The organism is Muricoccus vinaceus (assembly GCF_042433125.1).
Taxonomy (GTDB): Bacteria; Pseudomonadota; Alphaproteobacteria; order Acetobacterales; family Acetobacteraceae; genus Roseomonas; species Roseomonas vinacea.
This window is the reverse complement of record NZ_JBHLVZ010000016.1, coordinates 13,940-40,708: the sequence shown is the minus strand read 5'-3', so window position 1 is coordinate 40,708 and position 26,769 is coordinate 13,940. Positions and strand designations below refer to the sequence as shown.

General features: G+C 65.6%; 25 protein-coding genes and 7 pseudogenes. 12 read left to right on the top strand and 20 right to left on the bottom strand.

Annotated features, from left to right (window positions below; translation table 11 throughout):
- Positions 1–42: 42 nt before the first annotated feature.
- The 5 genes and pseudogenes from istB to pcaH form a co-directional block, all read right to left on the bottom strand.
- Complete coding sequence (gene istB / locus ACFFIC_RS09835) at positions 43–690, bottom strand: IS21-like element helper ATPase IstB (RefSeq protein ID WP_377049988.1); 648 nt, start codon at positions 688–690, stop codon at positions 43–45.
- 29 nt (positions 691–719) lie between these two features.
- A complete protein-coding gene (istA, locus tag ACFFIC_RS09830; RefSeq protein WP_377049987.1) occupies positions 720–1,976 on the bottom strand; it encodes an IS21 family transposase in 1,257 nt (418 codons plus the stop codon).
- 70 nt (positions 1,977–2,046) lie between these two features.
- A pseudogene (locus ACFFIC_RS09825) lies at positions 2,047–2,241 on the bottom strand (3-keto-5-aminohexanoate cleavage protein); the annotation flags it as partial.
- Positions 2,242–2,318: 77 nt separating this feature from the next.
- On the bottom strand, positions 2,319–2,921 hold the full coding sequence (gene pcaG, locus ACFFIC_RS09820) for a protocatechuate 3,4-dioxygenase subunit alpha (protein ID WP_377049986.1): 603 nt from the start codon (positions 2,919–2,921) through the stop codon (positions 2,319–2,321).
- Positions 2,922–2,923: 2 nt separating this feature from the next.
- Complete coding sequence (gene pcaH, locus ACFFIC_RS09815; RefSeq protein WP_377049985.1) at positions 2,924–3,637, bottom strand: protocatechuate 3,4-dioxygenase subunit beta; 714 nt, start codon at positions 3,635–3,637, stop codon at positions 2,924–2,926.
- Positions 3,638–3,784: 147 nt separating this feature from the next.
- On the opposite strand from pcaH, the gene ACFFIC_RS09810 reads away from it, so the two are divergent.
- Positions 3,785–4,711, top strand: a complete 927-nt coding sequence (locus tag ACFFIC_RS09810; RefSeq protein ID WP_377049984.1) for a LysR substrate-binding domain-containing protein — start codon at positions 3,785–3,787, stop codon at positions 4,709–4,711.
- A gap of 103 nt (positions 4,712–4,814) precedes the next feature.
- On the opposite strand, the gene ACFFIC_RS09805 is transcribed toward ACFFIC_RS09810, so the two are convergent.
- The 4 genes and pseudogenes from ACFFIC_RS09805 to ACFFIC_RS09790 all read right to left on the bottom strand — a co-directional run bounded on the left by ACFFIC_RS09805 (position 4,815) and on the right by ACFFIC_RS09790 (position 6,870).
- Positions 4,815–4,952: a hypothetical protein gene (locus ACFFIC_RS09805; protein WP_377049983.1), complete on the bottom strand. Its 138-nt coding sequence runs from the start codon at positions 4,950–4,952 to the stop codon at positions 4,815–4,817.
- 70 nt (positions 4,953–5,022) lie between these two features.
- On the bottom strand, positions 5,023–5,487 hold the full coding sequence (locus ACFFIC_RS09800; protein ID WP_377049982.1) for an IS5 family transposase: 465 nt from the start codon (positions 5,485–5,487) through the stop codon (positions 5,023–5,025).
- Positions 5,488–5,504: 17 nt separating this feature from the next.
- Positions 5,505–5,708 (bottom strand): annotated as a pseudogene (locus tag ACFFIC_RS09795) (helix-turn-helix domain-containing protein); the annotation flags it as partial.
- Positions 5,709–5,814: 106 nt separating this feature from the next.
- A complete protein-coding gene (locus tag ACFFIC_RS09790) occupies positions 5,815–6,870 on the bottom strand; it encodes a hydroxyacid dehydrogenase (RefSeq protein ID WP_377049981.1) in 1,056 nt (351 codons plus the stop codon).
- A gap of 72 nt (positions 6,871–6,942) precedes the next feature.
- Here ACFFIC_RS09790 and ACFFIC_RS09785 point away from each other — a divergent pair, with 72 nt between their 5' ends.
- A complete protein-coding gene (locus ACFFIC_RS09785) occupies positions 6,943–7,473 on the top strand; it encodes a maleate cis-trans isomerase family protein (protein ID WP_377049990.1) in 531 nt (176 codons plus the stop codon).
- A 685-nt stretch (positions 7,474–8,158) separates the two neighbouring features.
- Here ACFFIC_RS09785 and ACFFIC_RS09780 read toward each other — a convergent pair.
- Positions 8,159–8,644 (bottom strand): MarR family winged helix-turn-helix transcriptional regulator, encoded by a 486-nt coding sequence (locus tag ACFFIC_RS09780; protein ID WP_377049980.1) that lies wholly within the window; start codon positions 8,642–8,644, stop codon positions 8,159–8,161.
- Positions 8,645–8,719: 75 nt separating this feature from the next.
- On the opposite strand from ACFFIC_RS09780, the gene ACFFIC_RS09775 reads away from it, so the two are divergent.
- From ACFFIC_RS09775 to ACFFIC_RS09755, 5 genes and pseudogenes are all read left to right on the top strand, one after another.
- On the top strand, positions 8,720–9,082 hold the full coding sequence (locus ACFFIC_RS09775; RefSeq protein ID WP_198384452.1) for a Rieske (2Fe-2S) protein: 363 nt from the start codon (positions 8,720–8,722) through the stop codon (positions 9,080–9,082).
- A gap of 302 nt (positions 9,083–9,384) precedes the next feature.
- Entirely contained in the window at positions 9,385–10,632 is a 1,248-nt protein-coding gene (locus ACFFIC_RS09770) for an amidohydrolase family protein (RefSeq protein WP_377049979.1), read from the top strand.
- 437 nt (positions 10,633–11,069) lie between these two features.
- Positions 11,070–12,297: pseudogene (locus ACFFIC_RS09765) on the top strand (IS3 family transposase).
- Positions 12,298–12,380: 83 nt separating this feature from the next.
- Positions 12,381–13,340 (top strand): Bug family tripartite tricarboxylate transporter substrate binding protein, encoded by a 960-nt coding sequence (locus tag ACFFIC_RS09760; protein WP_377049978.1) that lies wholly within the window; start codon positions 12,381–12,383, stop codon positions 13,338–13,340.
- Between the two features lie 95 nt (positions 13,341–13,435).
- A pseudogene (locus ACFFIC_RS09755) lies at positions 13,436–13,714 on the top strand (transposase); the annotation flags it as partial.
- Positions 13,715–13,950: 236 nt separating this feature from the next.
- On the opposite strand, the pseudogene ACFFIC_RS09750 reads toward ACFFIC_RS09755, so the two are convergent.
- Positions 13,951–14,358 (bottom strand): annotated as a pseudogene (locus ACFFIC_RS09750) (IS110 family RNA-guided transposase); the annotation flags it as partial.
- A gap of 217 nt (positions 14,359–14,575) precedes the next feature.
- Between ACFFIC_RS09750 and ACFFIC_RS09745 the strand changes: the two are divergent.
- Together ACFFIC_RS09745 and ACFFIC_RS09740 are read left to right on the top strand one after the other, a co-directional pair.
- Positions 14,576–15,125 (top strand): annotated as a pseudogene (locus tag ACFFIC_RS09745) (integrase core domain-containing protein); the annotation flags it as partial.
- Positions 15,126–15,179: 54 nt separating this feature from the next.
- Positions 15,180–15,293 (top strand): annotated as a pseudogene (locus tag ACFFIC_RS09740) (hypothetical protein); the annotation flags it as partial.
- Positions 15,294–15,302: 9 nt separating this feature from the next.
- Here the strand turns inward: ACFFIC_RS09740 and ACFFIC_RS09735 are convergent.
- The 5 genes from ACFFIC_RS09735 to ACFFIC_RS09715 all read right to left on the bottom strand — a co-directional run bounded on the left by ACFFIC_RS09735 (position 15,303) and on the right by ACFFIC_RS09715 (position 21,076).
- The gene (locus ACFFIC_RS09735) at positions 15,303–15,473 is read right to left on the bottom strand and encodes a hypothetical protein (protein ID WP_377049992.1); all 171 of its coding nucleotides are present in this window, start codon (positions 15,471–15,473) and stop codon (positions 15,303–15,305) included.
- A 140-nt stretch (positions 15,474–15,613) separates the two neighbouring features.
- Entirely contained in the window at positions 15,614–16,816 is a 1,203-nt protein-coding gene (locus tag ACFFIC_RS09730) for an alpha-hydroxy acid oxidase (RefSeq protein WP_377049977.1), read from the bottom strand.
- A 26-nt stretch (positions 16,817–16,842) separates the two neighbouring features.
- Positions 16,843–17,832, bottom strand: a complete 990-nt coding sequence (locus ACFFIC_RS09725) for a Bug family tripartite tricarboxylate transporter substrate binding protein (protein ID WP_377049976.1) — start codon at positions 17,830–17,832, stop codon at positions 16,843–16,845.
- A gap of 5 nt (positions 17,833–17,837) precedes the next feature.
- Positions 17,838–19,307, bottom strand: a complete 1,470-nt coding sequence (locus ACFFIC_RS09720) for an aldehyde dehydrogenase family protein (protein WP_377049975.1) — start codon at positions 19,305–19,307, stop codon at positions 17,838–17,840.
- Positions 19,308–19,309: 2 nt separating this feature from the next.
- A complete protein-coding gene (locus ACFFIC_RS09715) occupies positions 19,310–21,076 on the bottom strand; it encodes a thiamine pyrophosphate-binding protein (protein ID WP_198384459.1) in 1,767 nt (588 codons plus the stop codon).
- A 128-nt stretch (positions 21,077–21,204) separates the two neighbouring features.
- Between ACFFIC_RS09715 and ACFFIC_RS09710 the strand changes: the two genes are divergently transcribed.
- On the top strand, positions 21,205–22,146 hold the full coding sequence (locus ACFFIC_RS09710) for a LysR family transcriptional regulator (RefSeq protein ID WP_198384460.1): 942 nt from the start codon (positions 21,205–21,207) through the stop codon (positions 22,144–22,146).
- A gap of 1 nt (position 22,147) precedes the next feature.
- Here the strand turns inward: ACFFIC_RS09710 and ACFFIC_RS09705 are convergent, their stop codons facing one another.
- Together ACFFIC_RS09705 and ACFFIC_RS09700 are read right to left on the bottom strand one after the other, a co-directional pair.
- Positions 22,148–22,549, bottom strand: a complete 402-nt coding sequence (locus ACFFIC_RS09705; RefSeq protein ID WP_377049989.1) for a Bug family tripartite tricarboxylate transporter substrate binding protein — start codon at positions 22,547–22,549, stop codon at positions 22,148–22,150.
- Between the two features lie 122 nt (positions 22,550–22,671).
- The gene (locus ACFFIC_RS09700) at positions 22,672–22,821 is read right to left on the bottom strand and encodes a hypothetical protein (protein WP_377049991.1); all 150 of its coding nucleotides are present in this window, start codon (positions 22,819–22,821) and stop codon (positions 22,672–22,674) included.
- Between the two features lie 312 nt (positions 22,822–23,133).
- On the opposite strand from ACFFIC_RS09700, the gene ACFFIC_RS09695 reads away from it, so the two are divergent.
- Positions 23,134–23,709 carry a MarR family winged helix-turn-helix transcriptional regulator gene (locus ACFFIC_RS09695; RefSeq protein WP_377049974.1) on the top strand — a complete coding sequence of 192 codons (576 nt, stop codon included), beginning with the start codon at positions 23,134–23,136 and terminating at the stop codon, positions 23,707–23,709.
- 16 nt (positions 23,710–23,725) lie between these two features.
- Here ACFFIC_RS09695 and ACFFIC_RS09690 read toward each other — a convergent pair whose 3' ends face one another.
- Together ACFFIC_RS09690 and ACFFIC_RS09685 are read right to left on the bottom strand one after the other, a co-directional pair.
- Positions 23,726–25,318, bottom strand: coding sequence for an ABC transporter substrate-binding protein (locus tag ACFFIC_RS09690; RefSeq protein ID WP_198384468.1), 1,593 nt, complete (start codon positions 25,316–25,318; stop codon positions 23,726–23,728).
- Between the two features lie 104 nt (positions 25,319–25,422).
- Positions 25,423–25,638 (bottom strand): polysaccharide deacetylase family protein, encoded by a 216-nt coding sequence (locus ACFFIC_RS09685; protein WP_377049973.1) that lies wholly within the window; start codon positions 25,636–25,638, stop codon positions 25,423–25,425.
- Positions 25,639–25,836: 198 nt separating this feature from the next.
- On the opposite strand from ACFFIC_RS09685, the gene ACFFIC_RS09680 reads away from it, so the two are divergent.
- Positions 25,837–26,760: an alpha/beta fold hydrolase gene (locus tag ACFFIC_RS09680; RefSeq protein ID WP_377049972.1), complete on the top strand. Its 924-nt coding sequence runs from the start codon at positions 25,837–25,839 to the stop codon at positions 26,758–26,760.
- Positions 26,761–26,769 lie beyond the last annotated feature (9 nt).

Genomic DNA, 26,769 nt, shown 5'->3' with positions numbered 1-26,769 from the left:
AGAACGAACGTGAAACGGAACAGCCGTTCAAAGACGGAGGCATCATGACACCCTCGGCTCGCCAAAGACCTCGCCCCACTCTGCAAAGCCGCGGTTGGAGGTCAGGATCATGGCGCCTTTTTCGTAGCGAGCATTGATCAGCTGAAAGATCAGGTTGCCGCCACCTGGGACGACGGGCAGGTAGCCGATCTCGTCGATGATCAGCAGGGCAAAGCGGCAGTAGAACCGGATCTTTTCGCGCAGGGTGCCCTCGCGCTCGGCCTTGGCAAGGGCACCGACGAGGTCGGCCAGGGTGATGAAGTGCACGCTGCGCCCCCGCCTCACGGCCTCGACCCCGAGCGCGATGGAGAGGTGGCTCTTGCCGGTCCCGGGCGGACCGATGAAGTGGACGACCTCGCTGTGCTCGATGAACGTCAGTTCGGCCAGGGCGAGGATGCGGTTGCGGTCGAGGGATGGCTGAAAGGCGAAGTCGAACCCGGCCAGTGTCTTGATGGTGGAGAGCCTGGCCATGGCGAGGGAGGTCTTGATCCGGCGGGTTTCGCGCAGCGTCAGTTCCTCGGCCAGGATGGTGTCGATTGCCTCTAGGGCGCTGACCTCGCCGCGTTCGAGCTGGTGGATGATGCTGTCGACGATCTCCAGGGCGCGCGGCATGCGCAGGCCCACCATGTTGGCCTTGATGCGGTCCAGCACGCCGGGGGTAAGGTCAATCCGGGCGCTCATCATGCGTGCCCCTTGGCGGCAAGCACCCGGCCGAGGGCGTCGTAGAAGTCGAGCGACCGGCGAGCCACGACGTCACCGGCACGATGTGGGACGCTGGGCGGCGTTCCTGGCTGGTTACTGGCGCGCGCCCGGGCCTGACGGTGGGCGGGGTCGATGCGAACCTGGTGGCGGCCCGGCAGGGGAGTATGGCTTGCGATCAGGACGCCGTTTTCGAAGATCCTGATCTCGTCGACCATGCTGTGCACCTCGAGGACGCGGCGCCGGACGGTATCGGGCACGCTGTAGGCATTGCCGCCGACGCTGATCATGCCCTCATGCGAGATGCGCCGCTCGAGCCGCAGGACCGCCCGGTAGGGCACCAGCGGCAACGGCGTCAGCGCGGGTTTCTCCCGGGCGAAGCTCTCGTTGACGACCTGGCGGGTGGTGGCATGCACACGCGCGTTGGCGACCGTATCGAGCCATTGGCGTAGCTGCAGGTTGAGGTCGTCGAGGTTGCGGAAGCTCCGGGCGAGGAAGAAATCCTCGCGGACATAGTGGAACGGCCGCTCGACCTTTCCCTTGGTTTTTGGTCGATAGGGACGGCAGGCCCTGGGCTGGAAACCGAAGTGCCGCGCCAGGTCGAGCAGACCGCGGTTATAGGCGACAAGGCCGTCACCATCCTCGCCGAGCACGGCGGTTTTCATCCGGTCGTACAGGATCTCCCCCGGCGCGCCGCCGAGCGCCTCGAAGGCGGCCACGTGGCAACGCAGCACGGTTCCCAGATCCTGATGCACGACGTAGCGGGCCCAGATCAGCCGCGAGTAGCCCAGCACCATCGAAAAGAGCCAGACGATGTGTCGGCTGCCGGGCTCGTCGGTGAAGCTCACCTCGAAACGCGCGAGATCGACCTGGGCCTGAGCACCGGGTGGGGTTTCGAAGCGGACCTCGAACGGCTGGACCGGGTCCGGCCGCAGGCTCTGGACCGCGCGCTTGACCGCGGTATAGCCGCCCTCATGACCCCGCTCGCGCAGCTCGCGCCCCAGCCTGACCGCGGTCAGGCCGGGATAGGCGGCCAGTCGCTCCCGCAGGTAGGGCAGGAAAGGATCGGTGCTCTTGGGCCGCGGCTTTCGTGGGCCGTAGCGCGGCGGTTCCAGCCCAAGTGCGATGTACTTGCGCACCGTCTTGCGATCGAGACCCAGCTGCCGAGCAATGGCCGTCGGGCTCAACCCCTGCCGATGCAGTTCCATGATCATGACCAGCTCCCCAAGTCGGACCACCGAGGTGCCCCCTCCTGTCAGGAGGGCAGCATCGGCGAAGGCGCGGCTGGGGCAGGACGGGGCTAACCCATCACAAACCCCGATCCGCAACGAAGTGGGGAATATTCGCCGCCCACTTCCGTGGAGCATTCACCGACCCGCGACACGCAGGGTCTGACGAGGAGGACTCGTCGGGGTTGCGGACGTGGATGTGGACGAGGGAGGCGCCGGCCTCATAGGCCTCGTGGGTGGACTGGACCTGCTCCTCGGGTGTCGTGGGGACCGCCGGATTGTCCTTCTAGCGTAGGACAGAGCCAGTGATCGCAACGGCGACAACGACAGGAGTCATTGCGGGGCTCATCCCTAAACCGCCATCCAGACCGTCTCGCCCTCGCCCTGCAAGCGGAGGTCGAGGTTCCAGGTGTTGTCGCCGGCGGGCTTCGCCACCATGGTCCCGCGCCGTGCCTCCGGCACGGCCGCCAGCACGGGATCCGCCGCGTTCAGCGCCTCGCCCTCGAAATACAGGCGGGTGGAGAGGTGCTGGAGCAGCCCTCGCGCGAAGATCGCCAGCGCGACATGCGGCGCCTGCATGGCGTTGGCCCCCGCATGGGGCCCGACCGGCACCGGGCCGGGCTTGAGCGTGGTGAAGCGGAACCGCCCCTGCTTGTCCGTGGCGCAACGGCCATAGCCCTGGAAGGCCGTCGGGTCGCCGTTCGGGTCCGGGTAGTGTCCGCTGGGATCGGCGTGCCAGATCTCCACCAGCGCGTCCGTCACCAGCGCGCCCGTCCCGTCGGTGACGGTGCCGGTCAGCACGATGCGCTGGCCTTCCGGCAGGTTGCCCGCGAAATGGCGCGTGGTGTCCGCCCATTCCGGGAAGTCCACCAGGTGCCAGTAGGGGCCCGCGGTCTGGTGGGCCGAGGCGACCGTCGCCTCGGAGGGGGCGAGCTCGGGCGTCGCGTCGGCCATGGTCAGGTGTTCTCCATAGGGGTGGCCTCGCGGCCGCGCAGCACGATGTCGAAGCGGAAGCCCAGGGCCCATTCGGGCCTGGTCAGCTCGAGGTCGAAGGTCGCCACCAGCCGGTTCCGCGCCGCCTCGTCCGCCACCGTGTTGAAGATCGGGTCCAGCGGCAGCAGCGGATCGCCCGGGAAGTACATCTGGGTGATCATGCGCTGCGCAAAGCCGTGGCCGAACAGGCTGTAGTGGATGTGGTTCGGCCGCCAAGCGTTGTGGTGGTTGCGCCAGGGATAGGCGCCCGGGCGGATGGTGACGTAGCGGTAGAAGCCGTTCTCGTCCGTGAAGACGCGGCCCATGCCGCGGAAGTTGGGATCGAGCGGCGCGTCGTGGTCGTCGCCCTCGTGGTTGTAGCGGCCGGCGGCATTGGCCTGCCAGACCTCCACCATGGCGTGGGGGATGGGGCGGCCGTCCTCGTCTGTCAGGCGGCCGCCGACAATGATGCGCTCGCCCATCGCCTCTCCGGCGCCGTTCTCGAGCACTGTCAGGTCCACCGTTTCCGGGTAGCGCGCCGGGGTGAAAACCGGGCTGCTCGTCTCGGTCAGCGTGTGCGGCAGTTCCAGCAGGGGCTGCTGCGGGTGGCGCGCGCGGGTGCTGCCATAGGTTGGGGAGTTCAGGGGCGGCTGGGTGTCCGCCCGGGAGCGGCGATAGCCGTGCACGACCTCGCTCATGGTGCCTTCTCCATTTCCGCCAGGATGTCCTTGGCGATCTTCAGCGCGTGGTTGGCCGCGGGCACGCCGGTATAATCGCCTGCAGGTTCACACCTCATTATCCTGCTGATCAACCTTTGGAATTAGCCTGTTTCATAAGTTTAGCCTATGAATGATACTGTGTTGTCCCGTCGGTTGAGCTACTTTGTGGCTGTTGCACACGAGTTGCATGTGGGTCGGGCAGCGGAAGCGCTGGGCATGACTCAGCCTGCGCTTACACAGCAGCTTCGCGTACTTGAGGCCGAAATTGGAGTGGCACTTGTGCGCCGCGTTGGCAGAGGCATTGCCCTAACGGAGGCGGGCAGCGCCCTGCTACCCGAAGCACGGGCAGCATTGGAGCAGGAGGCACACGCTATTGCCATCGCCCGGCGCGTGGGCCGGGGTGAGGCGAGATCGTTGAACATCGGCTACGTCAGCACTGTCATGCTGGAACCAGCGCTGTCCGAACTCCTGTTCAGGTTTCGGACGGAGGTTCCGGACGTCGTGTTGCACCTGGAGGAAGCCGTAGTAGCCGACCAGCTCCGAGGGCTTCAAAAGCAGCTCCTAGATTTAGCAATCGTGCGTGAGCCAGCTGGCCTACTCCCGAGCGGCATTGGATCTCGGCCGTTCCAGAATGGACGGCTGCTTGCGGCTGTCCCATCGGAACTCGCTATCCGTTTCGGTAAGGCGATCGGTCCCGCAGATCTTGCGGGGTTTCCTTTTGTTGTGTTGCGGGATCCTGACGGGCTAGGTCTTGGCCACAGCGTCTGGAGTCTCTGCGAGAAGGCAGGCTTTACTCCGAGAATCAGCATGCAGGTGACGGACGTAATCGGTGCCATGGGTCTGGTAGCGTCCGGCCTTGGCGTCAGCCTTGTTCCGGCTTCATTGCGAAGGGTAAACATCCACGAAGTAGAGTTACTTGAAGTGACAGGGCAAGGTGCGGAAACAGGGTTAGCTATCTTGTACAGTGCTGCCGGCACCTCAGCAGCGCTCAGGCAGTTCCTTCAGCTTGCCTCCACTGTCCGGAAGAATGTCATGGACTCAGTGCCTGTGTAACCGTGCGCCGAGAGTTAGGAGGGCGGCCCCAACGATTTCAGAAAGGCAGAGGCGCTGCTGCGGAAATCAGCGTGAGGACGTGGTTCGGTCTTTGATGCCATGATCAGGCGCGAGCGACGGTGTCGCGCAGGCCAAGAGCGTTGAACGTGTTCAGGATGGCGCCGCGCATCTGAACTTCTGCGACCTGGCGGGCGGGGTCGCAGGCCGCGAGGCGCTCGCCCAGGCGCTTAAGGCGCGACATGGCCGTTTAGGCTGCGGCGATGGTAGCCGCTCCAGCGCTTTCAGAGCCGCCGTCCGAGATGCCTGATGGCCTAGAGTGTCTCGTTGTGCGCAGTCGCTCCAGTGGTTCTGACCTTCCACGGCTTGCCCTTGCGCCGCCGCGGCACAACCCAGTTGGCCTGTCGGGAGACGGAGGCTTCGTAGACCCTACGCGTGTCGTAAGCGCTGTCACCACTGATGACGCCGATCGGCTCCTCGTCTGGTAGCTGGGCCAGCAAGCCCGGCACGATCTCGCCGTCACCATGCTGGTGGACTGTCATCTCGACCGCCCGGATCTCGTGGCTGTCCGCGTCGATGACCAAGTGCACCTTGTGCAAAACGCGCCGCTTGTCGGCGCCGTACTTCCTCACCTTCCACTCGCCCTCGCCCAGCACCTTCAAGGCAGTGCTGCCGATAACTAGGTGCAGCGGCCCGCTCCGAAGACGGTAGGGGATCGCGATCCCCAGATTCTTCTCCCGTCGGGAGAGAGTGCTGTAGTGGGGTACCCGCCAGTCCAAGCCAGCCAGACGGATCAGGCATAGCGCGCCTGCCACCGCCAGACTGCGGGGCGGCTCACACCCACTCGGTGTGCCACCTCCAGGACCGTCAGCCGCTCGGCCAATAGGAGGACGATGTTCACCCGCTGCACATGCTTGAGCGGGCGGTTCCGGCCGCCAGGGATCGCTGCAAGCCGCGCGCGATTCTCAGTTCCAACAATGACGCTGACGGTCTGGGCCATACCGTGAAACATCCAGAGCAGCGCTGCCTTTTGAATTCTTTGTCTGCGTCAGTGCACAAGAGGGTTTGCGAGGTGCATTCCGCACCGGCGCCAGTTCTACCGGGCGTCAGGGCAGTGGATCCGGAGGATGCCCCATCAACTGCTCGAAGCGGCCTGCATAGAGCGGCCAGACCTCAGGATTGACCAAGCGCGACGGCACCTTCCCAGCCAAGACATCGATCCATTGCTGTGCCGCCATGGCGGACATTTGGCGAAGCGCTTCTGCAGTGATGCCGGCGGTGTGCGGGCTAGCGATGACATTGTCAAAGCGCAGCAACGGGTGTTCAGCGGGTGGTGGTTCCTTCAGAAAGACGTCGATGCCAGCGCCGGCAATTCGCTTATCTACTAACGCCTGAGCCAGGGCTGCTTCATCGTGGATGCCGCCACGCGCGGTGTTGATGAAGTAGGCCGTTGGCTTCATCCGCTCAAACTCAGCTGCACGGAAGAGGTTGAGAGTCCCGGCGTTGCGCGGACAGTGGACTGACACGAAGTCGGACTGCGCCAGGAGCGCCTCCAGCGTCGTTTTTTCCGCCCCCCTGGCGCTGACTTCCGCCGAGTCCAAGTAAGGGTCGTAGGCTAGCACCCGCATGCCGAACAGGCCGCCGCACAGGGCAGCCAGCCGCCGTCCGATCAGCCCCAGGCCGACAATGCCGACCGTCTTGCCGAGGATGTCGTTGCCCTGTAGCGCATACCTGTCTACCGCGTCGCCTCGGCGCAACATCTTGTCCGCTATGACCATCCGCTTGGACAAGACCAGCATCATCCCCAGCGCATGCTCAGCCACGGCTTCCAGGTTGCTGCCGGATTGGTGGAGAACGAGGATCCCAGCCGCGGTGCATGCCTCAGTCTCGATGTAATCGTAACCTGCGCCGGTCGAGCTCATGGCAAGTAGGCATGGGCTGCGAGAGATCAGCTCAGCATCGCCGAACCAAGGGTCCCGCAACTCGGTCCGGGCCTGCACCTGGTAGCCGTGGGCGTGGGCCAGCGCGGCGTCGTTGACGGATCGTGGGTCGGCATAGCGTAGACGTCGTAAGTCAATATCGGGCTCGACGGCCAGTATCGCCTCGGCCACTGGATCGACCCATTCTTCGAAGTACACCAGCCTCTTTGGCTTCTCGGTCATGCTGTCTCTTCCCTTGTCGTGGCGTCCGGACGCCGCCATCAGCCCTGCCAGCCCATACGGGGCCGATAACTCCTGTTAGGTCATGCCAAGCCTAATGTTATCGCTTTCCACTGCACCGTGGTTTCGACCTTCAGCGATGCGTTGGAGGCCGAGATCCTGAGGCAGGCGGCGGCCTCCGCCGGCTGTCCAACCATCGCGACGTCCCAGGCAGTTCTGGCCGGCGCGGCCGCGCTGCACGTGCGCCGCACTGCTCTGGTAACGCCCTGCATTGACGATATCAATCAGCGAGAAGCGGCGTTCTTCGGCCAGCATAGCCTGGAATGCGTTGCCGAACATGGGCTCGGCCTGCTTGCGCCTGCCGAGATGTTCAACGTGTCGCCCGCGCGCTGGCTAGACCTATTGCGAAGCTGCGTGCCTGACGAGGCCGAAGCGGTCCTGCTTAGCTGCACCGCGATCCGGGTGCTGCAATTGGTCGATGACGCTGAGGCACTACTTGGGCGCCCGGTGCTGACCAGCAATCAGGCCACGGGCTGGCTCCTCCGACGCCACCTCGGCATCCATGCGCCATTACCAGGCTTTCGCCGACTGCGCTCGCTGGCCTGATTTCCAAGGTCCTGCGAGCGCGTTGCTGAAGGTCACTGATGCGCATAGGGAGGAGAGCAGGTGACGACGACCGGCGGCGAAACAAAGCGAAGATTGAGGGGCTCAACTGTCCGAAGCATGAGGACTCGCTCACTCAATGTACGGTGTCCAAACCACAGGAGGTTTGATGTACCGAAGATTGCGTATGGCTATTATGGCGACCCTGGCTGCGACAGGGTTTGCATCAATTGCACAGGCTCAAGTCACCTCGAGCCATGTTCCGCTCGGTGCCGCGCAGGGCGTGTTCTACCGGCCGGAAGGACGGGATCCTCATGTGGCGTTCCTCATCGTCCATAGGACTTCGCATTTTCTTCGGCACATTGGATGTACAGAGGCAGCGCTACTTCGCCGACGTGCTGACGCGCCTCGTCAACGGCTGGCCCACAGCCGTATCGACGAACTTATGCCGTGGCACTGGGCGGCCAACGTGAACGGCCCGGCGTCAAGCGAAGGCCACGAGGGCACGTAGGCCTCGCTTACGATCGAGTGACGAACCTGGCGTTCCATCCCACCGCAACGCTATCACTACCAGGTTGAATGGTGGGGGAGGGGACAATGCACTGCGTCACGACCCTGATCGGCCCGAACGGACGGTGAAGGCGACCTCATGGGAGCTAAATACTAGAACGAATTGCTTGTCCGGGACTTAGCTACGAGTTCCTGGGCCCAGACGCCCCTTCTCAGCGTCCTTCTCGACGGCGAGTAGGTTGGAGAGCATCCAGTCGATCGTGCGAAAGAACGCATCTAGATCCGCCTCGGTCAGGCCGTGGCTGGCTTGCGTAGCAACTTGTTGAGCAAACGGCATAACAGTGCCACGTAAGTTCTCACCAGCATCCGACAGGTATACGCGAACATTGCGCCGGTCCCGCGCATCTCGCACGCGGTTAATTAAGCCGTCGCGCTCAAGCGCCTCCAGCACGGCCGTCGAGGACGCCTTTTCAATCCCGAGCCGCGCCGACACTTCGTTCTGCGTCAGCCCGGCCTCCTCCCACAGTGCTCTTAAGTGGAGGTATTGTGCCACGCTCAGGCCGTGCTCCGCTAATTGTGCCTGCAGCCGTCGTATGTAGGTGCGATGCAGCTTTCGGAGCGCTGCGCCAAGGCCCTGTTGGGCCGCTGTTGTGGGAGCGGACACGCGTGCATAGACCTTGACGAAATGGTACGAGAGGCATACTGTCTATCTTGCATACCGTTCGTGGCTGGAGGTGATATGCCAGAAATTTTGATTTGCCGCAAAGACGAGTTCGGCTCGCAAAGCCGAATTGTTACCGTCGGCGCTCTTGAAGTTGGAGTGTTTCGGCACGGCGACGGCTACGTCGCGTATCGCAATCTTTGCCCACATCAGGGTGGTCCAGCCTGCGAAGGTGTGGTGATGCCGCGAGTTGTGGCTGTGTTGAACGCTGATCAGTCGTTCCAGCGCAATGCGTTTGACACGGAGGACATGCACTTTGTCTGCCCCTGGCACGGCTACGAATACCGCATCGCGACAGGAGAATGCGTTGGTGACGAGCGACTGCGATTGCAGCAATTCCCGGTCAGCGAGCATGACGGCAATCTCTACATCACCGTCTGATCTCATAGCAGTGCTGGACGCTGCGACGGCTGCTCTGACGGACACGCTTTCAGATGGCGGCACGGTGACAGACGAGGCACTGCAAGCATTGCTTGCGGCAGTTGTGCGGGCTTATTCCGCCCGGGTGGAGCAGGGGGGAAGCATGCCAGCTTTTCCCACGAACGCCGTGTCCGCGACGGACGTCGCCGTCACTGCTACTGCCATGCTTGAAGCAGTGGACGTCGGAGCGTTCGAGCTAAGCATGTGGCAGACAATCAAGAGCGCTAAACCTCGATAGGCAAGCATCCCAGGGAGAAGATACGATGGATTTCGTTTCCGCTCAAGTTAATCAAACCATGAACGACCCGTCGGTCCAACCTTTCGACACAACCACTCTTCTGAAGAACGCGGCCGCGCAGGCTAAGCAGCGTGCCTACAAGGACTTCCTAATTGTAGATGTGGACTCCCACCACTACGAGACGGAGCTGCTGCCGGAGATCCTTCAGTTCATGGAAGATCCGGTCATTCAACATCTCGGCCTTTCGCGCGGACAGATTGGTCGCAGCGGGCTGATTCCACAGTTCGTGGGCTCGCAAGATATGGCCGGCCGTATTACGCGATATCCGGGCCGCGCAAACGAGAAGACGCCGGGCGACCAGCATCGCGAGATCACGCTTATGCATCGCTGGATGGACGCGATGGGTGTGGACATGGCGTGCATGTTCCCGACGCCCATGCTCGGGCTATCTACGCACCCCGAGATCGACGTGGAAGTGGCGCTGGCCCGCGCCTATAATCGATGGCTGTGTGAAGTTGTGCTCGCCCAGGATCCGCGCCTCGTTTCCATGCTCTACCTGCCGCTGAATGAACCCGCGGAGGCGTTCCGGATGGTGGAGGAGTTCGGCAGCAAGCCCGGTGTGATTGGTTTTATGGGAACAGGCAACCGCAACCGACCGGTGCACGATAACTCATACATGAAGGTGTACGCCGCCCTCCAGGAGCGGGACCTGCCGCTTGCTTTTCACGCGATCTATAATTGGCACGACACTTCTCTAGCGCAGTTGAACCGGTTCATCTCCGTACATGCACTGGGCTTCACTTTATGCAACATGGTGCACATGACGAACTGGCTAATGAACGGTTTGCCAGAGCGTTTCCCAAAATTGAAAACGGTGTGGATCGAAAGCGGTCTGGCTTGGATTCCATTCCTGATGCAGCGGCTAGACAACGAGTACATGATGCGCACGTCGGAGGCGCCGCTGTTGAAGCGTAAGCCGAGCGAGTACATGCGTGAGATGTACTTTTCCAGTCAGCCCATGGAGATGGTGAACAACCAGGAAGCCCTGAAGGTTACGTTTGACATGATCAAGGCGGACACGCAGCTTCTGTACTCGTCGGACTATCCACATTGGGACATGGACCTGCCGAGCACAATTTATGATCTACCGTTCCTCAACGAGCAGGCAAAGCGTAACATCCTGGGCGGCAACGCCCAGCGACTGTTCAAGCTAAATCCAGTCTTCTCGCCAGCCAAGCTGAAGGCACGTGAGATCGCAGCCGCGGCCGAGTAATAAGAGGCTGCCATTCGGCCCCGCGCGACTCGTCAGGGCTTGCGCGAGGACGGCTTGGTTTGCGAACGTTCGTGATAGCCTGCCAGGTTCATGCCCCAACTTTGGAGGGCGGTGCCATGCTCTATTGCGGACTGGACGTGTCTTCGAAGCAGACCACGCTTTGTGTCTTGGATGGTAATGGACGGGTGCTCAGGGAGGTTAAGCGGGCCACTGATCGTTAGGTGATCAGCCGCTTTCTCTCCAGGGGAATGGGCTCGGCTGCGAGCGCTTTAAGGTCCGTTGGCATCCAGGATTTCTGTTGCCGCCAGGCTGTGGTTCACCCCGCGTCATTGGTGGGGAGTGGCGGCAGGATGAACCCGGATTGGTTCGGGGGTCCTCCGCCCCACGGTTGATTGGGACACTCCGCAAGCGGACGGTATCCGCAGACGGGGTGCATGATGACGACAGAGACAACGGATGCCGCTGGTCCGGGTCGGGGTGGTCGGATGGCGCGGCAGCGTAAGCGGGATGCGGTGCTGCGGCTGCTTCGGGGTGAGGATCTCGAGACGGTCTCGCGGGCGCTGGGTGTCACGGCCGCGGCCCTGAGCGGCTGGCGTGACGCCTTCCCGGCGGGCGGTGAGGCAAGCCTGGCGACGCAGCCTGCTGACGGTGAGGGGCTGGAGTGCAAGCGGCTCAAGGCGCGATTGGGCGAGATGCTGCTCGAGCGTGAGTTGCTGGAGGCCAAGGTCGCAGCCCTGGAGGGCGGCCGCCCTTTGGCCCGGCGGAGGTTACGGCGATGAGCTTGGCCTCCTCACCCAGCAGCGGCAGGCTCTATGGCCTGGCCAGGGTATGCCGCTGTTGGCGAGCAGCCCGCGCCACGATCTACCGCCATCGCCTGCCGCCCCGGACCGAGCCGGCGGGGCGACGTGGCCCGGTCGGGTCCATGCTGGATCCCGAGTTGGTCGAGGCGATCCGGGCTGTCCTCGCGGCCTCCCCCTTCCATGGCGAGGGTCACCGCAAGGTTTGGGCGAGGCTCCGCATGCGGGGCGTCCGGACCTCCAAGGCCCGGGTGCTGCGGCTCATGCGCGAGCACGACCTGCTCGCCCCGTCCCGGGTCGGCAGCCCCGAGGCCCGCGCAACCACGACGGCACCATCATCCCCGGCACCCTGCACACCATGTGGGCAACAGACATGACCACCACATGGACAGCTAAGGGTCAGACGGCGGTTTTCGTCGCCATCGATCACCACAGCGCCGGGTGTGTCGACCTCCACGCCGACCGGCGCGGCATCCGCTTCGAGGCCCTCGAGCCCCTCAGGCAGGGTGTTCGCCATCACTTCGGCGGCTTCGCCAAGGGCATCGCGGCGGGCCTCGCACTCCGCCATGACCACGGCAGCCAGTACATGTCCGATGTCTTCTAGAACGAGCTGACGTTCCTCGGTATCGAGAGCTCGCCCACCTTTGTGCGGGCACCCGAGGGGAATGGCTGCGCCGAACGCTTCATCCGAACCCTGAAGGAAAACCTCCTCTGGGTCCGGACCTTCGACACCGTCGAGCAACTTCGCCACGCGCTGCTGGAGTTTCGCCAGACCTACAACTCAACTTGGCTGATCGAGCGCCACGGCTTCAGAACACCGGACTCCGTCCGGCAGGATCAGCTTTCACCTGCGGCTCTCGCCGCGTAGGCTCCACTCAGGTGTCGCATCAACCGCAGCCGGTACATCGGGAAGAGCCGGATGTTAGTAACAAAACCGAAGGGGACGACAGAATGAAGCGGCGTTATCTGTTGGGAGCAGCCTCGGCCTCCTGGCTCTCTGGCCTACGCGGTGGCGTCGCACAGGCGTCGTTTCCCACGCAGCCTATTCGGTTTGTCGTCCCCTTCACACCGGGCGGAAGCAACGACGTTGTCGCACGCCTGATTGGCGAGCAGCTGTCGCCGCGCTGGGGGCAGCCCTTCGTCGTCGAGAACCGGCCGGGTGCGAGCGGCAACATCGGTGCAGAGGCAGTGGCCCGAGCCACCCCGGACGGCCACACGTGGCTGCTTGGTGCGAACCAGATCTTCACCACGAACCCACACCTGGTACGCGCCGCCTTTGATCCGTTGCGCGATTTCTCCTTCGTTGCGATGGTTGCCCGGGTGCCCGTCGTCCTAGTGGTCCACGCGGCACTCGGCGCACGGGACGTCCGGGAACTCGTCGCCCTCGCGAGGCAGCGGCCAGGATCACTCACCTATCCGTCCACCGGCGTGGGGTCGTCCCAGCATCTTGGTGTAGCGCGCCTAGTCGGGGAGAATGCGACGCACGTGCCGTATCGTGGTGCAAACGCGCTAATGCCGGATCTAATCGCCGGCAGGCTTCAGATCTACACCGGCGCAGTAAACAGTCTGCTCGCGCATATCCGCTCGGGTAGCGTCCGGGCGTTGGCGAGCATGGGTACTGACCGTGTTCCCGCCCTTCCAGACGTGCCTACGATCGGGGAAGCGGGCTTTCCCGACGCCCAAACGCAAATCTGGTTGAGCATCGCGGTTCCGGCCGCCGTGCCGCGACCTATCGTGGATCAGATCCACACCAATGTGGCAGAAGTGATGCAGATGTCTTCGACCCGCCTCAAGCTTGACGAGCAGGGGATCGAAGTCGCCATCCAGGGTCCCACGGAGTTGGAGGCGACTGTCCGTGCCGAGTACGCGCGTGACGGCGCGCTGATCGCGAAGCTGGGAATCCGCGAATAAATGGGGTTCCTGATACGGTAACGCACGAATGACCTGCCCCCCTAGAAGCAGTCCGCCGGTTATGTGAACCGGCGGCTGTTTTGAGGAGGCTGAGGATGGGTCGGAAGAGGACGCACACGCCCGAGGAGACGGTGGCCAAGCTGCGGCAGGTTGAGGTGCTGACAGCGCAGGGCAAGACGGTGGCGGCGGCGGTACGGGCAATTGGGGTGACGGACCAGACCTACTATCGCTGGCGCGCCGAGTTTGGTGGCTTGAAGCTTGATCAAGTAAAGCGGCTGAGGGAGCTGGAGCGGGAGAACGCGCGGCTGCGCAAAGCGGTGTCGGACCTGACCTTGGACAAGGTGATCCTGAAGGAAGCAGCATCGGGAAATGTATGGCCCGCCCCTCCCTAGCAAGGGCCGAGTTGGTGATGGCGACGACAGTTGCGTAAATGTATCCGGCCTCTCGCGAGTGAGCCGCTGTTGCGGCCAGGCCATGATGAGATCCGCGCGCACCGTTCCCAGATAATACGTCGGGCACAAGGCCCGTTTTCCCGAAAAGGGCTTACGCTGCGCCGATCGTCTGTCTCGTCATCATCTTCCCGAACCTCGCAACTGACGGGCCGGTGTCCTCAGGCGAAGGCGGGATCACGCCTCTCGTAGAGGGCACCAGGCCGGTTCAGAACGACCCAGGCCACACGTGCCATCTTTGCGGCCAGGGCCACCACGACCTTGTTGGGGTGCATCCTGCCAGCCAGGCCGTTGATCCAGGCGCCAAGGCGGTCGCGGCTGCGATCAAGATGCATCAGGCATGAGCGGGCGCCGTGGATCAGCAGCTTGCGGATGTAGCCGTTCCCTCTCTTGCTGATGCCGAGCAGGGTGTTCTTGCCTCCGGTCGAGTACTGCCGCGGCACAAGGCCGATCCAGGCTGCGAGGTCGCGCGCTTTGCGGAACTGCCGGGCGTTACCGACCGCGGCGACAATCGCCGTGGCACCGACGGGGCCGATACCTGGGATGGTGATGAGGCGGCGTGCGATATCGCTGGTCGCAGGGCGAAGACGGTCGACGCGACCAGGATTGGAACAGCCCGATACGCCCATCGCTCCTCGAGAGCGCACGTTTGTATGGGACCCAGTCCGCGGAACCTATCCAGGCCCGCCGCCCTAGGGTGGCAACACGAGACCGAAGACATGACCGCAAGCGCGCCGCCAAGCCAGCCACCCAGATCGTGCTTGCAAGGTGGGGACCGTCCAGACATGGGCCTATGACTTCGTGGAGGACCGCACCCGCGACGGGCGCAAGTTCCGGATGCTGAACGTGGTCAAACCAGCGGTTTGCCCGAGGTGGACGAATACTCCCGCGAGTGCCTGGCCATCCGGGTGGGGCGCCAGCTCAAGGCAGCCGAAGTCATCGACGTCTTGTCCGACCTCTTTATCCTGCGCGGGGTGCCGGACCATGTTCGTTCAGCAACGGACCGGAGTTCGCCGCCACGGCCGTGAAGACCTGGATCAGTGGGGTAGGTGCGAAGACCGCCTTCATCGAGCCCGGCAGCCCCTGGGAGAACGACTATTTGGAAAGCTTCAACGGCAAGCTCCGCGACGAACTGCTCAACATGGAGGTGTTCAACACACTTGCCGAGGCCAAGGTCCTGATTGAGCAGTGGCGCAGGCATTACAACACCGTCCGCCCGCACTCCTCACTCAACTACCGCCTGCCCGCGCCAGAGGTCGTGCTGATGCACCTCGAACTACGACCACACGGCCAAAGCGCCACTGCCTCAGCCCAGCTCCTGCCGATGCGCCATTAACATCCGACCCGGAGCACCTCGTGGGGGCTTGTCAGGTCAGCTCCCTTACCCCGGTTGCACAGCCAGATTACGCCAGCAGGAAAGAGGAGCGAGCCATCCCATAGCAACCGGCTTGAGCAAGATCACCGCGGCATAAAAGGTCGCATTCGATGCATGTGCGGGTTCAAAAGTTTCACTTCAGCTGAGCGCTTCTGTCGCAGCCACGACGAACTCCGTAACCACCTCCGCCCTCGCGTCCGCCACAACCAGCATGTTCCCGCCAACCGCCGTCGCTTGCTTCATCTCCGTCGTGTACTCACCATGCTCGCCATTCTTGCTGCAGGGTAGGCTGACAGCATCAGCCGCCATGCGATGGCATCTCTGGCGCGAGAGCTGACAAAACCAGCGGACCGATCAAGGAGATGGCGCGGTTCCGGACGGCGGCGGGTTCGGGCGTGATCCCCTGAGAGCCCCACCTCGCCGCGCTGGAGGAGCGGCGACGTTCGAGATCAGTGCACAGCCACGGGATCAAGGTGCAACAGACGTGTCTCGTCGGCGCCCTCGCGCAAGATGCTGACGGACACGTTGTTGATGTCCGGGCAGCCGATCTGGAGCAAGGTGTAGCGCGTCTCGAGCTCCAGAAGATCGTAGGCCTTCTGGGCACCGGCTGCGCCTCCTGCCGCCGCGCCATAGGCGAAGGCACGCCCGGACATGGCGAGATCCGCGCCCAGAGCACGCACCTTTACGATGCTTTCCCCGGTGCGCACGCCGCTGTCGAAAACGATCGGCGCATGTGGCCCGACCGCCGCCCGCACCTCGCGCAGCACATCAATGGAAGCCGGGGCGGACTCCAACTGCCGGCCGCCATGGTTCGAGACCCACAAGCCGTCCGCGCCGATCCGGAGGAACCGGGAGGCGTCCTCCGCATCCATCACGCCCTTGATGAGGAGATGGCCCGGCCAAAGGCCCCGGATACGCTCGACATCCTCCCACAGAAGGTCGCGTTTGCCCTGAGCTTGTAGAAAGCGACCGACTTCTGTGATGGAGCCGCCCCGCGCAAGCCCGGCATAGGGGACGAAGTTCTCAAAGTTTGGCATCCCCGCGCGCAGCGTCTCCACCGCCCAGCGGGGATGCGCCAGGAGGTCGAGCAGGAAGCGGGGATGGGGACGGAAGGGCAGATCGAAGCGATGGCGGTGGTTGCGGTTGCGCTTCTGCGGTACCGGCACGTCCACCGTCACCGCGAGAACCCGTATGCCCGCGGCCCAGGCGCGCTTCAGAAGGCCTTCGTTGATGGCGGGGTCGCGGGAGACATAGAGCTGGAACCAGGCCACGTCCGGGGCTGCCTCGGCAATCCGCTCGATGCTGGTCGTCGCGGCCGTGCTGAGGACATAGGGAATCCCGACCTTTTGGGCCAGTCGGGCGAGGACGAGGTCCATGCCGGGCCAGAGCATGTTCGCCATGCCCATCGGTGAGACCCCCGTGGGCAGGTTGTAACTGCGCCCGAGGAACTCCACCGCCGTTTGCGCCCGCCCACCGACAAGGTGGCGGGTGCGGAAGAGGACGGCGGCGAGTGCCTCCTCGTTCCGCCTCATGCCCCGGTCGTCGCCCGCCGCCCCGTCGAGGTAGTCGAAGGCAAAGCCTGGCATGCGGCGCCGGGCGATCGCCGCAAGGTCCCCGATGCTTGCCGCGTCGCGAAGGCTGAGCAACTGCATGGCCTCAAACAGCTCCTTGATGCCGCCTACTCAATCCTGATTTGGCGTTCGCGGACAATGCTGCTCCAAAGGCCAGCCTCGATCGCGATATCGGCGCGAAAGGCGTCGGGCGTGCTTAGGACGAAGGTCGCGCCCATCTCTTCCATCTTCCGCCGCGATGCCGGGTCAGAAACGGAGGCGGCCACCGCCTCCTGCATGGCCGTGACCAGGGCCGGCGGTGTTCCCTTCGGCGCAAAAAGGCCGAACCAGAAGGACAGTTCGTAGTGCAGCCCGGCCTCCTTCACCGTAGGAACATCCGGCAGAGCGGGGTGCCTGGATCCGGTGCCGACGGCGATGATCCGGATCCGGCTGCCTGCCCCGAGGAGGCCTGCGACCGTTGGCTGGGTCGAGATGATGAAGCTCACGCGCCCGCCCGCGAGGTCCTGGGTGGCCTGGGCCATCCCGCGATACCCCACATGGGTCATCCGGATGCCCGCCACGTGCGAAAAATACTCCGTGGCGAGGTGTGGCGCGCTGCCATTGCCGCCCGAACCGTAGTTGATGGCCTCGGGTCTCGCCTTCGCCGCGGCGACAAGGTCCCCGATCGTGCGATAGGGCGACTCGTTTGGCACGCAGAACACCGGCGCGAGGTCCGCGACCCGGGTGACGGGCACGAGGTCCGTGCGCGGGTCGAAGCCCATTTCCTGGCGCAGCGGGATCGCCATGGCGAGCGAATTGTCGGTGAAGAGGGCGGTGTTGCCATCTGGGGCGGCGCGGGCGGCGGCGGCCCAGCCGATCGCGTTGCCGGCCCCCGTGCGGTTTTCGACGACGACCGTCGCCCGTCCTTCGGCGCGTTCCGTAAGTCGCTGAGCGATCAGGCGCGCGAGGAGATCGGCCGTGCCGCCGGGAGCGAGCGGAACGATGATCTTCGCCTGGCGTTCCCCCGGCCAGGAGGTCCCCTGCGCGTGCAGCATTCGCCCAGGCAGGATCAGCGGGGCACCAAATCCGGCTCTCAGAAGCGTCCTACGCTGCACCATGGGCGTTATTCCTCCAGCAGGATGTTGATGTTTTTGACCTGCGTATAGGCGAGAAGCTCGTCCAGGCTCTCCTCCCGGCCCAGCCCGGACTGCTTAAATCCGCCGAAGGGCGCGCCGAGAAAGTGCTCCGAGGTGTCGTTCACCCAGACGAAGCCAGCCTGCAGCCTCGCGGCAGCGCGGTGGGCAACGACGACGTTCCGCGTGAAGACGGAGGCGGTGAGCCCATACTCCACCGCGTTCACAGCCTGCATCATCTCCGCCTCGTCCTCCCATCTCAACACGGAGAGGACGGGGCCGAAGATCTCCTCCCGTGCGATGCGCATGGTGGGTGTGACATCGGCGAAGACGGTCGGCTCCACGTAGAAGCCGCGCGCCAGCTCCGGCTCCTGCGGGCGGCCGCCGCCGGAGATCAGCCGCGCGCCCTCCGCCTTAGCGGATTCGATGTAGGACAGCACCTTGTCCAGCTGTGCCTGGCTGACGAGGCTTCCCATGCGCGTGGTGGGATCGGTCGGCAAGCCCGGGCGGATCGGGGCGAGAAGGCGCCGCACCTCCTCCAGCACCTCGTCGTGGATGGAGGCGTGCAGGAAGGCGCGGGAAGTGGAGCCGCAAGACTGGCCACACCAGGCGAAGTTCATCCCCTTCACCATCCCCGCCGCGACCCTGGCCGGATCGGCGTCGGGATAGGCGACCAGCGCATTCTTGCCGCCCAGTTCCAGCAGGCAGGGCACCACGCGCTCGGCCGCCGCGCGTAGCACGGCCTTGCCGGCGGGCACGGAGCCCACCAGCCCGATCTTGTCCACGCCGGGATGCGCGACCAGCGCGACGCCGGTCTCGCGGTCGCCGGAGAGGATGTTGAAGACGCCAGGCGGGAAGTGCGTGCCCGCCAGTTCCATCAGGCGCAGGGCGGAGAGTGGCGCTTGGTCCGGCGTCTTCACCACCACGCAGTTGCCCGCGGCCAGCGGCGCCGCGGCGCGCCAAGTGGCGAACATCAGTGGGTGGTTGTACGCGATGATCTTTGCCACCACGCCCCAGGGCTGACGCAGCGTGTAGTTCAGCCGCCGCTCGCCCATGGGGATCGTCTCGCCCTTGGCCTCGGTCGCCAGCCCCGCGAAGAAGTCGAAGCCGCCGGCCGCGATGCCGACATCCTTGACCAGCTCGGAGACGGGGTTGCCGCCATCCACGGCGTCCACCATCGCCAGCTCCTGCGCGTGCCGGCGCAGCAGCGCCGCGAAGCCGCGCAGCAGATCGGCCCGCTCCGCCGGGCGCAGCGCGGCCCAGGCGGGAAAGGCCGCGCGAGCGGCAGCTACGGCCGCGTCCACGTCCTCCGGCCCCGCCACATCCACCTCGCCCAGCGCCTCCCCGGTCGCGGGAGCGAAGACTGCCATGCGGCGGCCGGAGCGGGCCGCGTGGAAGGCGCCACCGTAGAACAGACCCCGCTCGACCGGCAGCACGGGGGAGGGGATGTGCATGTCCATGATCAGGATTCCCGGGTGAGGGCGGAGGCCATGGCCGGCGTGTAGCCCGCGACCACACGGGCCTCGACGAGGGCAGGCAAGCCGGATTCTACCACCGCGATGGCCTCGCGAAGTGCCGCCGCGAGTGAGGCGGGATCGGAGGCGGGCCCGAAGGCGGCCACGCCGAGGCCACGGGCAAGGGCGGGGAAGTCCGGGTCGGGATCGCGGATCGCCTGCCCAATCCACTTGTTCTCCACGGGACGGCCGCGCTGGCGCGCCACTTTCTCCTGGTGAACCTCGTCGTTGAAGAAGGACTGGTTGTTGGAGACGATGACGAGCATCGGGATGCGGTAACGCGCGGCGGTCCACAGCGCCGTCAGCCCCATCAGCGTGTCGCCATCGCCAAGCACGGCCACCGGAAGGCGCGCGGAGCCGCTGTCGCGCAGGGCCAGCGCTGCCCCTACCGCCATGCCCGGGCCAGAGCCGATGCCGCCGCCGCCATCGTAGCCGAGATAGTCTAGCGGGTGCCGCAGCGCCCAGCTGCCCCCGTTCCACCCCAGGGGCAGACGGATCAGCGTCACCTCGCGCCCCGCAGTCTCCTGACGCAGCACGGCCGAGAGCCCGTCCGTGGTCAGCGGGCCCTCGGGCACCACCGGTGCGGCAGGCGCTGGCTGCGAGGCGGGCTTGGCAGGAAGGTCGAGCGCCTGCAGCAGGGCCCACACGGCCACGTCCGGTGCCGTGACCAGGAGGTGGTCGGCGGGTGCCAGGGCCTGGTGGTCATGCGACCAGCCATTGTGCAGCGCGTGGTCCATCGAGGCGCGGATGACGAGCGGCGGCACCTTGCCCGCTGCCTTGAAGGCGCCGGCCGGGTCCACCCCGTCCAAGTCCAATACCAGATCCGCCTCGCGCAGCACCGCCAGGGCTTCGGCACCGGGGAAGATGCCTGGGGCGCCCGCGTGCAGTGGATGGTCGGTGGGGAAGCCCGCGCCCACCCTCATGTCGGAGATCACGCGCAGCGACAGCGCCTCGGCCAGTGCCACGCGCGCCGCCCAGTCCGCAGGATCGCGCGAGACGCGGCCGACCATCATCACGCCCCTCTTTGCACCGCGCAGGGCCTCCGCAGCGGCGGCCAGTGCGGCGGGGGCAGGCCAGGGCACCTCCGGCGCCGAGTAGCGGGCCACGGGCAGGGGCGGCACGGGCGCGGCCAGCGCCTCCTCCTGCATGGCGGCGTCCAGGTTCACGTAGACGGGACCACAGGGCATGGTGCAGGCCACCTGCCGCGCGCGCACCAGCGCCTCCTGCGCCGCAGCGACGGAAGCGGGCTGGTCGTCCCACTTTACATAGTTGCGGATCAGCGCGCCCTGGTCCCGCGACGTGTGGATCCAATCGATCCAGGGGCGGCGCTTCGCCGCGTCCACCGGGCCAGTGGCACCCAGCAGCACCAGCGGCACGCGGTCACACCAAGCGTTGAACACCGCCATGGTCGCGTGCATCAGCCCCACATTGGAGTGCACCACGGCACCCATTGGCATGCCCGCCACCTTCGCCCAACCATGGGCGATCGCCACCGCGTGCTCCTCGTGCAGGCAGAGCAGCATGCGCGGGTCGCGGTTGCCCGTGTGGTTCACCAAGCTGTCGTGCAGGCCGCGGAAAGAGGCCCCGGGATTCAGCGCCAGGTAAGGTAGGCCGAGCGAGCGGATCGTCTCCGCAACCACGTCGGAGCCGTAGCCGGCCGGGGCGTTGGAGAGGCCGACCGGCGTCTCGGGAAGGTGCGGAGCGGTGCTGTCCATTCCATGGCTGGTAGCCGGCCCCGCCGGGCTCCCGCCAGAAGCGGATGGCGTTCGCTGCTGTAGCGAGCCGCTATGGCCGGCTGGACTCCGCCCTGGGCCCGCCCGCATGCTGGAGGCGGAGGAAACACTTGGATCTCAGGCGCCTGCGCACCGTGCTGGCCATCATGGAGCACGGCTCGCTCAGCCGGGCGGCGGAGCGGCTCGGCATCGCCCAGCCTGCCCTCGGCGCCCAGCTAAGGCACCTGGAGGAGGAGCTGGGCGTCCCTCTTCTCCTCCGCCACTCCCGCGGCGTCACGCCCACGGAAGCGGGGCGCGCGCTCCGGGATGGCGCATGGCCGCTGTTGGAAGGGCTGGACGCCCTGGCCGCCCGCATCCGAGATCTCGGCAACACGCCATGCGGGCGAGTGGTGGTGGGGGTCACGCCCTCCACCGGAAACCTCCTGGCCGCCCCGCTGCTGCGCGCCACCACGCAGGACCTGCCGGGCGTGGCGCTCTCCTTCGTCGAAGCTCTCTCCACCGCGTTGATCGACCAAGTGGCGGAAGGGGCGGTGGACCTGGCCGTTTGCTACGACATGCCAGCGGACCGCCGCGGCGTGCGCGGCGAGACCCTGGCCCGGGACTGGCTGGTCTTCGTGGAGACCCACGAAGCCGGCCGCATTGCCGGCCGGGCCGAGATCCCCTTCGCCGAGGCGGCGGCGGTGCCGCTCGTCATGTCCGCTCTGGGCAACGAGGTGCTGCGGCAGATGATCGAGGGATCGGCCCGCGCGGCAGGGCTGGACCTGATCGTCGCGCACGAGGTGCAGTCGATGGGGCTGACGCGCGCCCTGCTGTCGGACCCTGGCCTCGGTGCCATCCTGCCCTATGGCGCGCTGATCGACGACATCCGGGCTGGCCGCCTCGTCGCGGCACGGTTGGTCAGGCCGGTGGTGGGGCGGCGCCTCTGCCTCGTCCACTCAGACCGGCGGCCGCTGAACCGCGCGGAGCTGGCGCTGCGCGGTGCTCTGCTGCAACTCATGGCGGCGCCAGAGGGTGAGGGCTGGGAGGCGCCGCCCGGCCAGGATGCCATCTAGCCTACTCCGGCTGGATCCCCGCGACCTGCGCGATCCGCGCATTGCGCTCCGATCCCGCATCTACGAAACGAGCAAAGGCGGCGCGATCCTCGGCCACAGGCTCGGCGCCCTGGTCGGCAATGCGAGCGCGGGTGTTCGGGTCGCGGGCGAGGGTCTGAACTGCGGCGTTGAGGCGGTCGGCCTCGGAGTCCGGCAGGCCCTTGGGGCCCCAGACGGCGTACCAGAGGGTGAAGTCCAGGCCGGGCATGCCTTGCTCGGCGGTGGTGGGGATGTTGGGCGCGCGGTTGGACCCCTTCGCGCCCATGATGGCGAAGGCGCGCAGACGGTCGGCCTCGATATGGGGCAGGGCGGAGCCGAGCGGGGCGACCCTGAGGGCGGTGTTGCCGGAGAGGACGTCAGTCAGCGCCGGGCAGTGCCGCGGTAGGAGAGCACGAGAGCGTCGGCGATGGCCTGCTGTTTGAAACTCTTGGTCGACAGGTGGCCCATGGCACCGAGGGCAGAGTTGGCGAAGGAGACCTTGTCGGGCTAGGCCTTCATAGCTGCGGCGAAGGCGGCCACGCCGCCTTCCGGCGTGGTGCGGGGATTGCCGACCAGCACCATAGGGGCGGTTGCCAAGCGGGCGACGGGCGTGAAGTCCGCGACCGGGTCGTAGGTTCGGCGCGCATGACGCGGCAAGCCATGAGGTGGATGTCGGCGTTAACGAGGGGGGTGGTGCCGTCGGGCGCCGAGCGGGCGACCTCGGCGGCGCCAAGGGTGTTGTTGGCTCCCGACCGGTTCTCCACCACCCACGTTTCGTCCAGCGCCTCGCCAAGACAAGTGGCGTAGATGCGGCCGATCACGTCGATAGCGCCGCCAGAGGCAGATGGGCCACGACGGGCAGGCCATCGTGGCACGGAAACGATAGATAGATAGATACCTATTTGCCCTTGCCCTGGCGGTGGAGGGCGCCATGGCTTACGAGCGGCGCTATTCAAGGAGAGTTCGATCTTGCCGAAGCGCACCCGCCCCGGCCCCAAGACGCCATTGCCCGACCTGTCAGACACAAATGACCGCGTAGAGGCGGCGGGCACGCAGGAGCGGGTGCGCTGGCCGATGAGGAAGCGGCAGGAGTTCTACGCCGGGCCCTGGAACATCGGCTTCCAGTTCCGGGATCTGCACCGGATCTTCCGGGGGCGGGTGCAGGATACGCTGCGGCAGCACGGCTCCTCTGTCTCCCATTGGGGATACCTCTGGGCCCTCTACGAGGAGGACGGGCTGGCGCAGAACGAGCTGGCGCGGCGCGTGCGGCTGATGGGGCCTTCCGTTGTAGTGGCGCTTAACCAAATGGAACGGCTGGACTTGGTGCGCCGCCAGCGGAGCGAGGCGGATCGGCGGGTGGTGCACGTCTTCCTGACGGAGAAGGGGCGGAGCATGCGCAAGGACATGATGCACATCGCCATTGCCGGGAACGAGGCGGCGCTGCGGCACCTCACGAACGAGGAGGTGGAGCAGCTACTATCGTTGCTGGCGAAGGTCAGGACGGGCCTTGAGGAAAGCCAAGACGAGCCGGCAGCCTCCCGCTAGCAGCCTCGGCCCGGTCTCAGCCCTCCCTTACTCCCCAGAAGATTGGGAAGCCCCCGACGCGGTCCTGCAGGTTGCGGCGCGTGGCGGTCATGGCGCGATAGGCGCCGACAGGGATGTAGGGCACGTCCTCCATGGCCTGGCGCTGCATCTCCCCGGCGATCCGCCTCTGCGCCGCCCGGTCCTCCGCCGTCAGCCAGTCCTCGCGCAGCGCCTCCAGCTTCGGGCTGCTCGGCCAGCCGAACCAAGCATCCAGCCCGTTGCCTCGCAGGGCGAAGTGCACGCTGGGATCCAGGAAATCGGTGTCGTTCACTGCGGTGGTCATGGCGGACCAGCCGCCGCGCTCCACCGGCTCGCGGCTGGCGCGGCGCTGGACCACGCTGCCCCAATCCATCGTCGCCTCCTCCACGTTCAGGCCCAAGCGCCTGAACAGGTCGCCCGCCACCTGGGCGATGGCGGTGGGGGCCAGGATGTCGGTCGGGGAGAGAAGGCGGATCGGCTGGCCAGCATAGCCGGATTCGCGGATCATTGCCTTCGCGCGATCGAAGCTGCGCGGGCCGAGCAGCGGCTCCAACCCCGTCTCGCTCGCCATGACAGAGCCCGTGGTGAAGAAGCCACAGCGTGTGTCGATGGCGTCCGGGGTGTCGCCGGCGACGGCGGCCATAAAGTCCCGCTGGTCAATGGCGGGCAGCAGGGCGCGGCGCAGCGCCGGGTTGTTGAAGGGCGGGTGCAGGTGGTTCAGGCGCAGCACCCCCGGATTGGGCCGCATGCCCATAGGCTCCACGGTGATGCCACGGTCGCGCCGCAAGGAAGCGGCGAGCTCCGGCACGGGCTGCTCGTACCAGTGCACCTCGCCCGTCCGCAGCGCGGCGGCTGCCGTCGCCGCATCCGGGATGACGTGCCACTCGACGCGGTCGAAATGTGCGACCTTCGGCCCGGCCGTCAGGCTCGGGGTGCCGGCGGAGACCGGGTTGTAGTTTGGGTTGCGCTCGTAGACGCTGCGGCTGCCTGACACGTACTCGTCCGCCTTGAAGCGGTAGGGGCCGGAGCCGATCACCTCACGGAACTGCTGGAAGGGATCGGTCTGCGCGATCCGCTCCGGCATGATGAAGGCGACGGGAGAGGTAGCGGAGGCGAAGCTATCGATCAGGTTCGGCTGTCGCCGCTTCAGCCGGATGCGAATGCGCCGGTCGTCCGGCGCCGCCATCTCAACCAGGTTGGCAGCAAAGTACTGGCCAGCGGCGTTGCGGCGGGACCATCGCGCCAGGCTCGCCACTGCATCTGCCGCGCGCACCGGCTCCCCGTCGTGGAAGCGCATTCCGGGGCGAATGGTGATGGTATAGAGCCGCCCCTCATCTTCCACCACGTGACCCTCGGCCATCTGCGGCTGGGCCTCGTTGGAGGCGTCAAGTCCGTAGAGCGTGTCCCAGACCATGTAGCCGTGGTGGCGCGTGACGTTGGCTGTCGTCCAGACCGGATCGAGGCTGGTGAGGTTTGCCTGGGGCACGAACTTCAGCACCCGCGCCCGCCCGGTCTGTGCCGGCGCAGGCAGCGGTGCGGCGAGCGTTATAGACGTTGCGAGAAAGGAGCGCCGGTGGAGCGGTAAGCGCATCATGACAAGACTTCCTTGAGCGGGCTGAAAGGAGCAACGCAAAGGGCGACGGCTTCATCAATGGCCAGCGCTGCGTTGGCCGGAACCTACCTCGATACGCGGCATCAGCGCCCTGTGCGCTCCGTGTCGAGACCGTTCGTAGACATGGAAGCCTTCACGCCGAAATCGTCGAGCACGTTCAGCATGCGCCAGATGCCGGCCTTCCAGCTATAATCCCCGTAGGACAGTGAAAAGTTGTCCTTCCTTCCTGGCGTGCCGATGTAGCTGAACTGGCTCTGGTTGATGAACGCCTCAAAAGGCACGCCGACCGTCACAGCCACGCGGTGCCCGCCCTGCCAAGTTCATTCACGGGGAAAGCGGGGGGGCCGGGCATGGGCATCTCCGTCGTCGCGTCTGCTGGTGGGAGCATAGGCAGAGCACCGGAGCGAGAACAAGAAGATTGATAGTTATCTACCAATATGCTGCACTGCCACCGGGCGCTGCTCGCGCGCTGCAGGGGGAGACAGGAGATGGATAGCATGACGTTGGATGCTGGGAAGCCGGCCGATCCCTACCCGTTCCCGCCCCGGCAGTTCATCGACATTGGCGGCCTTCGCACGGCCTACCACGTGGAGGGGGAAGGGCCGGAAGCGCTGGTCTTCATCTACGGCGGCAATTTCGGCGGCGCCGATTCCGCCTCCTCCGCCTATGCCTGGAACATGCAGGTCGCGCCGTTGGCGAAGCGCTTCCGTGTGGTGGTGCCGGATAAGATCGGCCAGGGATTTACCGACCCTCCCCTGCGGGATGAGGACTACACGATGGGCGCCGTGGTCGCGCATATCCGCGACTTTCTGGTGGCGATGAAGCTGCCGCCCGTGCACATCGTCGGCCATTCGCGCGGCGGCTTCGCCTCGGCACGGCTGGCCATGGAGCGCCCAGACCTGGTCCGCTCTCTCACCATCGTCACCAGCGGCACGCTCAGCCCCGGAGTGGGCACGAACGAGGTGGTGCTGGCGCGGCCACCGCATCCGCCGTTCACGCGTGAATCCGCCCGCTGGGTCTACGAGAACTACTGCTTCCGCAAGGAGGTGGTGACGGAAGCCTGGATGGACGTGGTGATGGAGACGCTTGCCAACCCGGACTACCGGCGCGGCGTGGACAAGATCGTCGGCGAGGGCCTTGGTGCCGACCTCTTCCTGCCGGATCTCGCCCGCTACAAGCGCGAGACGCTCACCTGGATCGACGAGGGCCGGCTGCAGCGCCCGACCCAGGTGATCTGGGGTTTCAATGATCGCACCGCCCTGGTGGAGCGTGGGATGGAGCTGTTTGAGCGCATCGCAAGGCACGAGCGCCGCACCACCTTTAACGTGTTCAACGAGGCCGGCCACTTCGTCTACCGGGAGCACCCCGAGCGCTTCAACGCGCTGCTCGCCGGCTTCGTCGACCTTCATAGCGCTTGGTAGGAGCCGCCC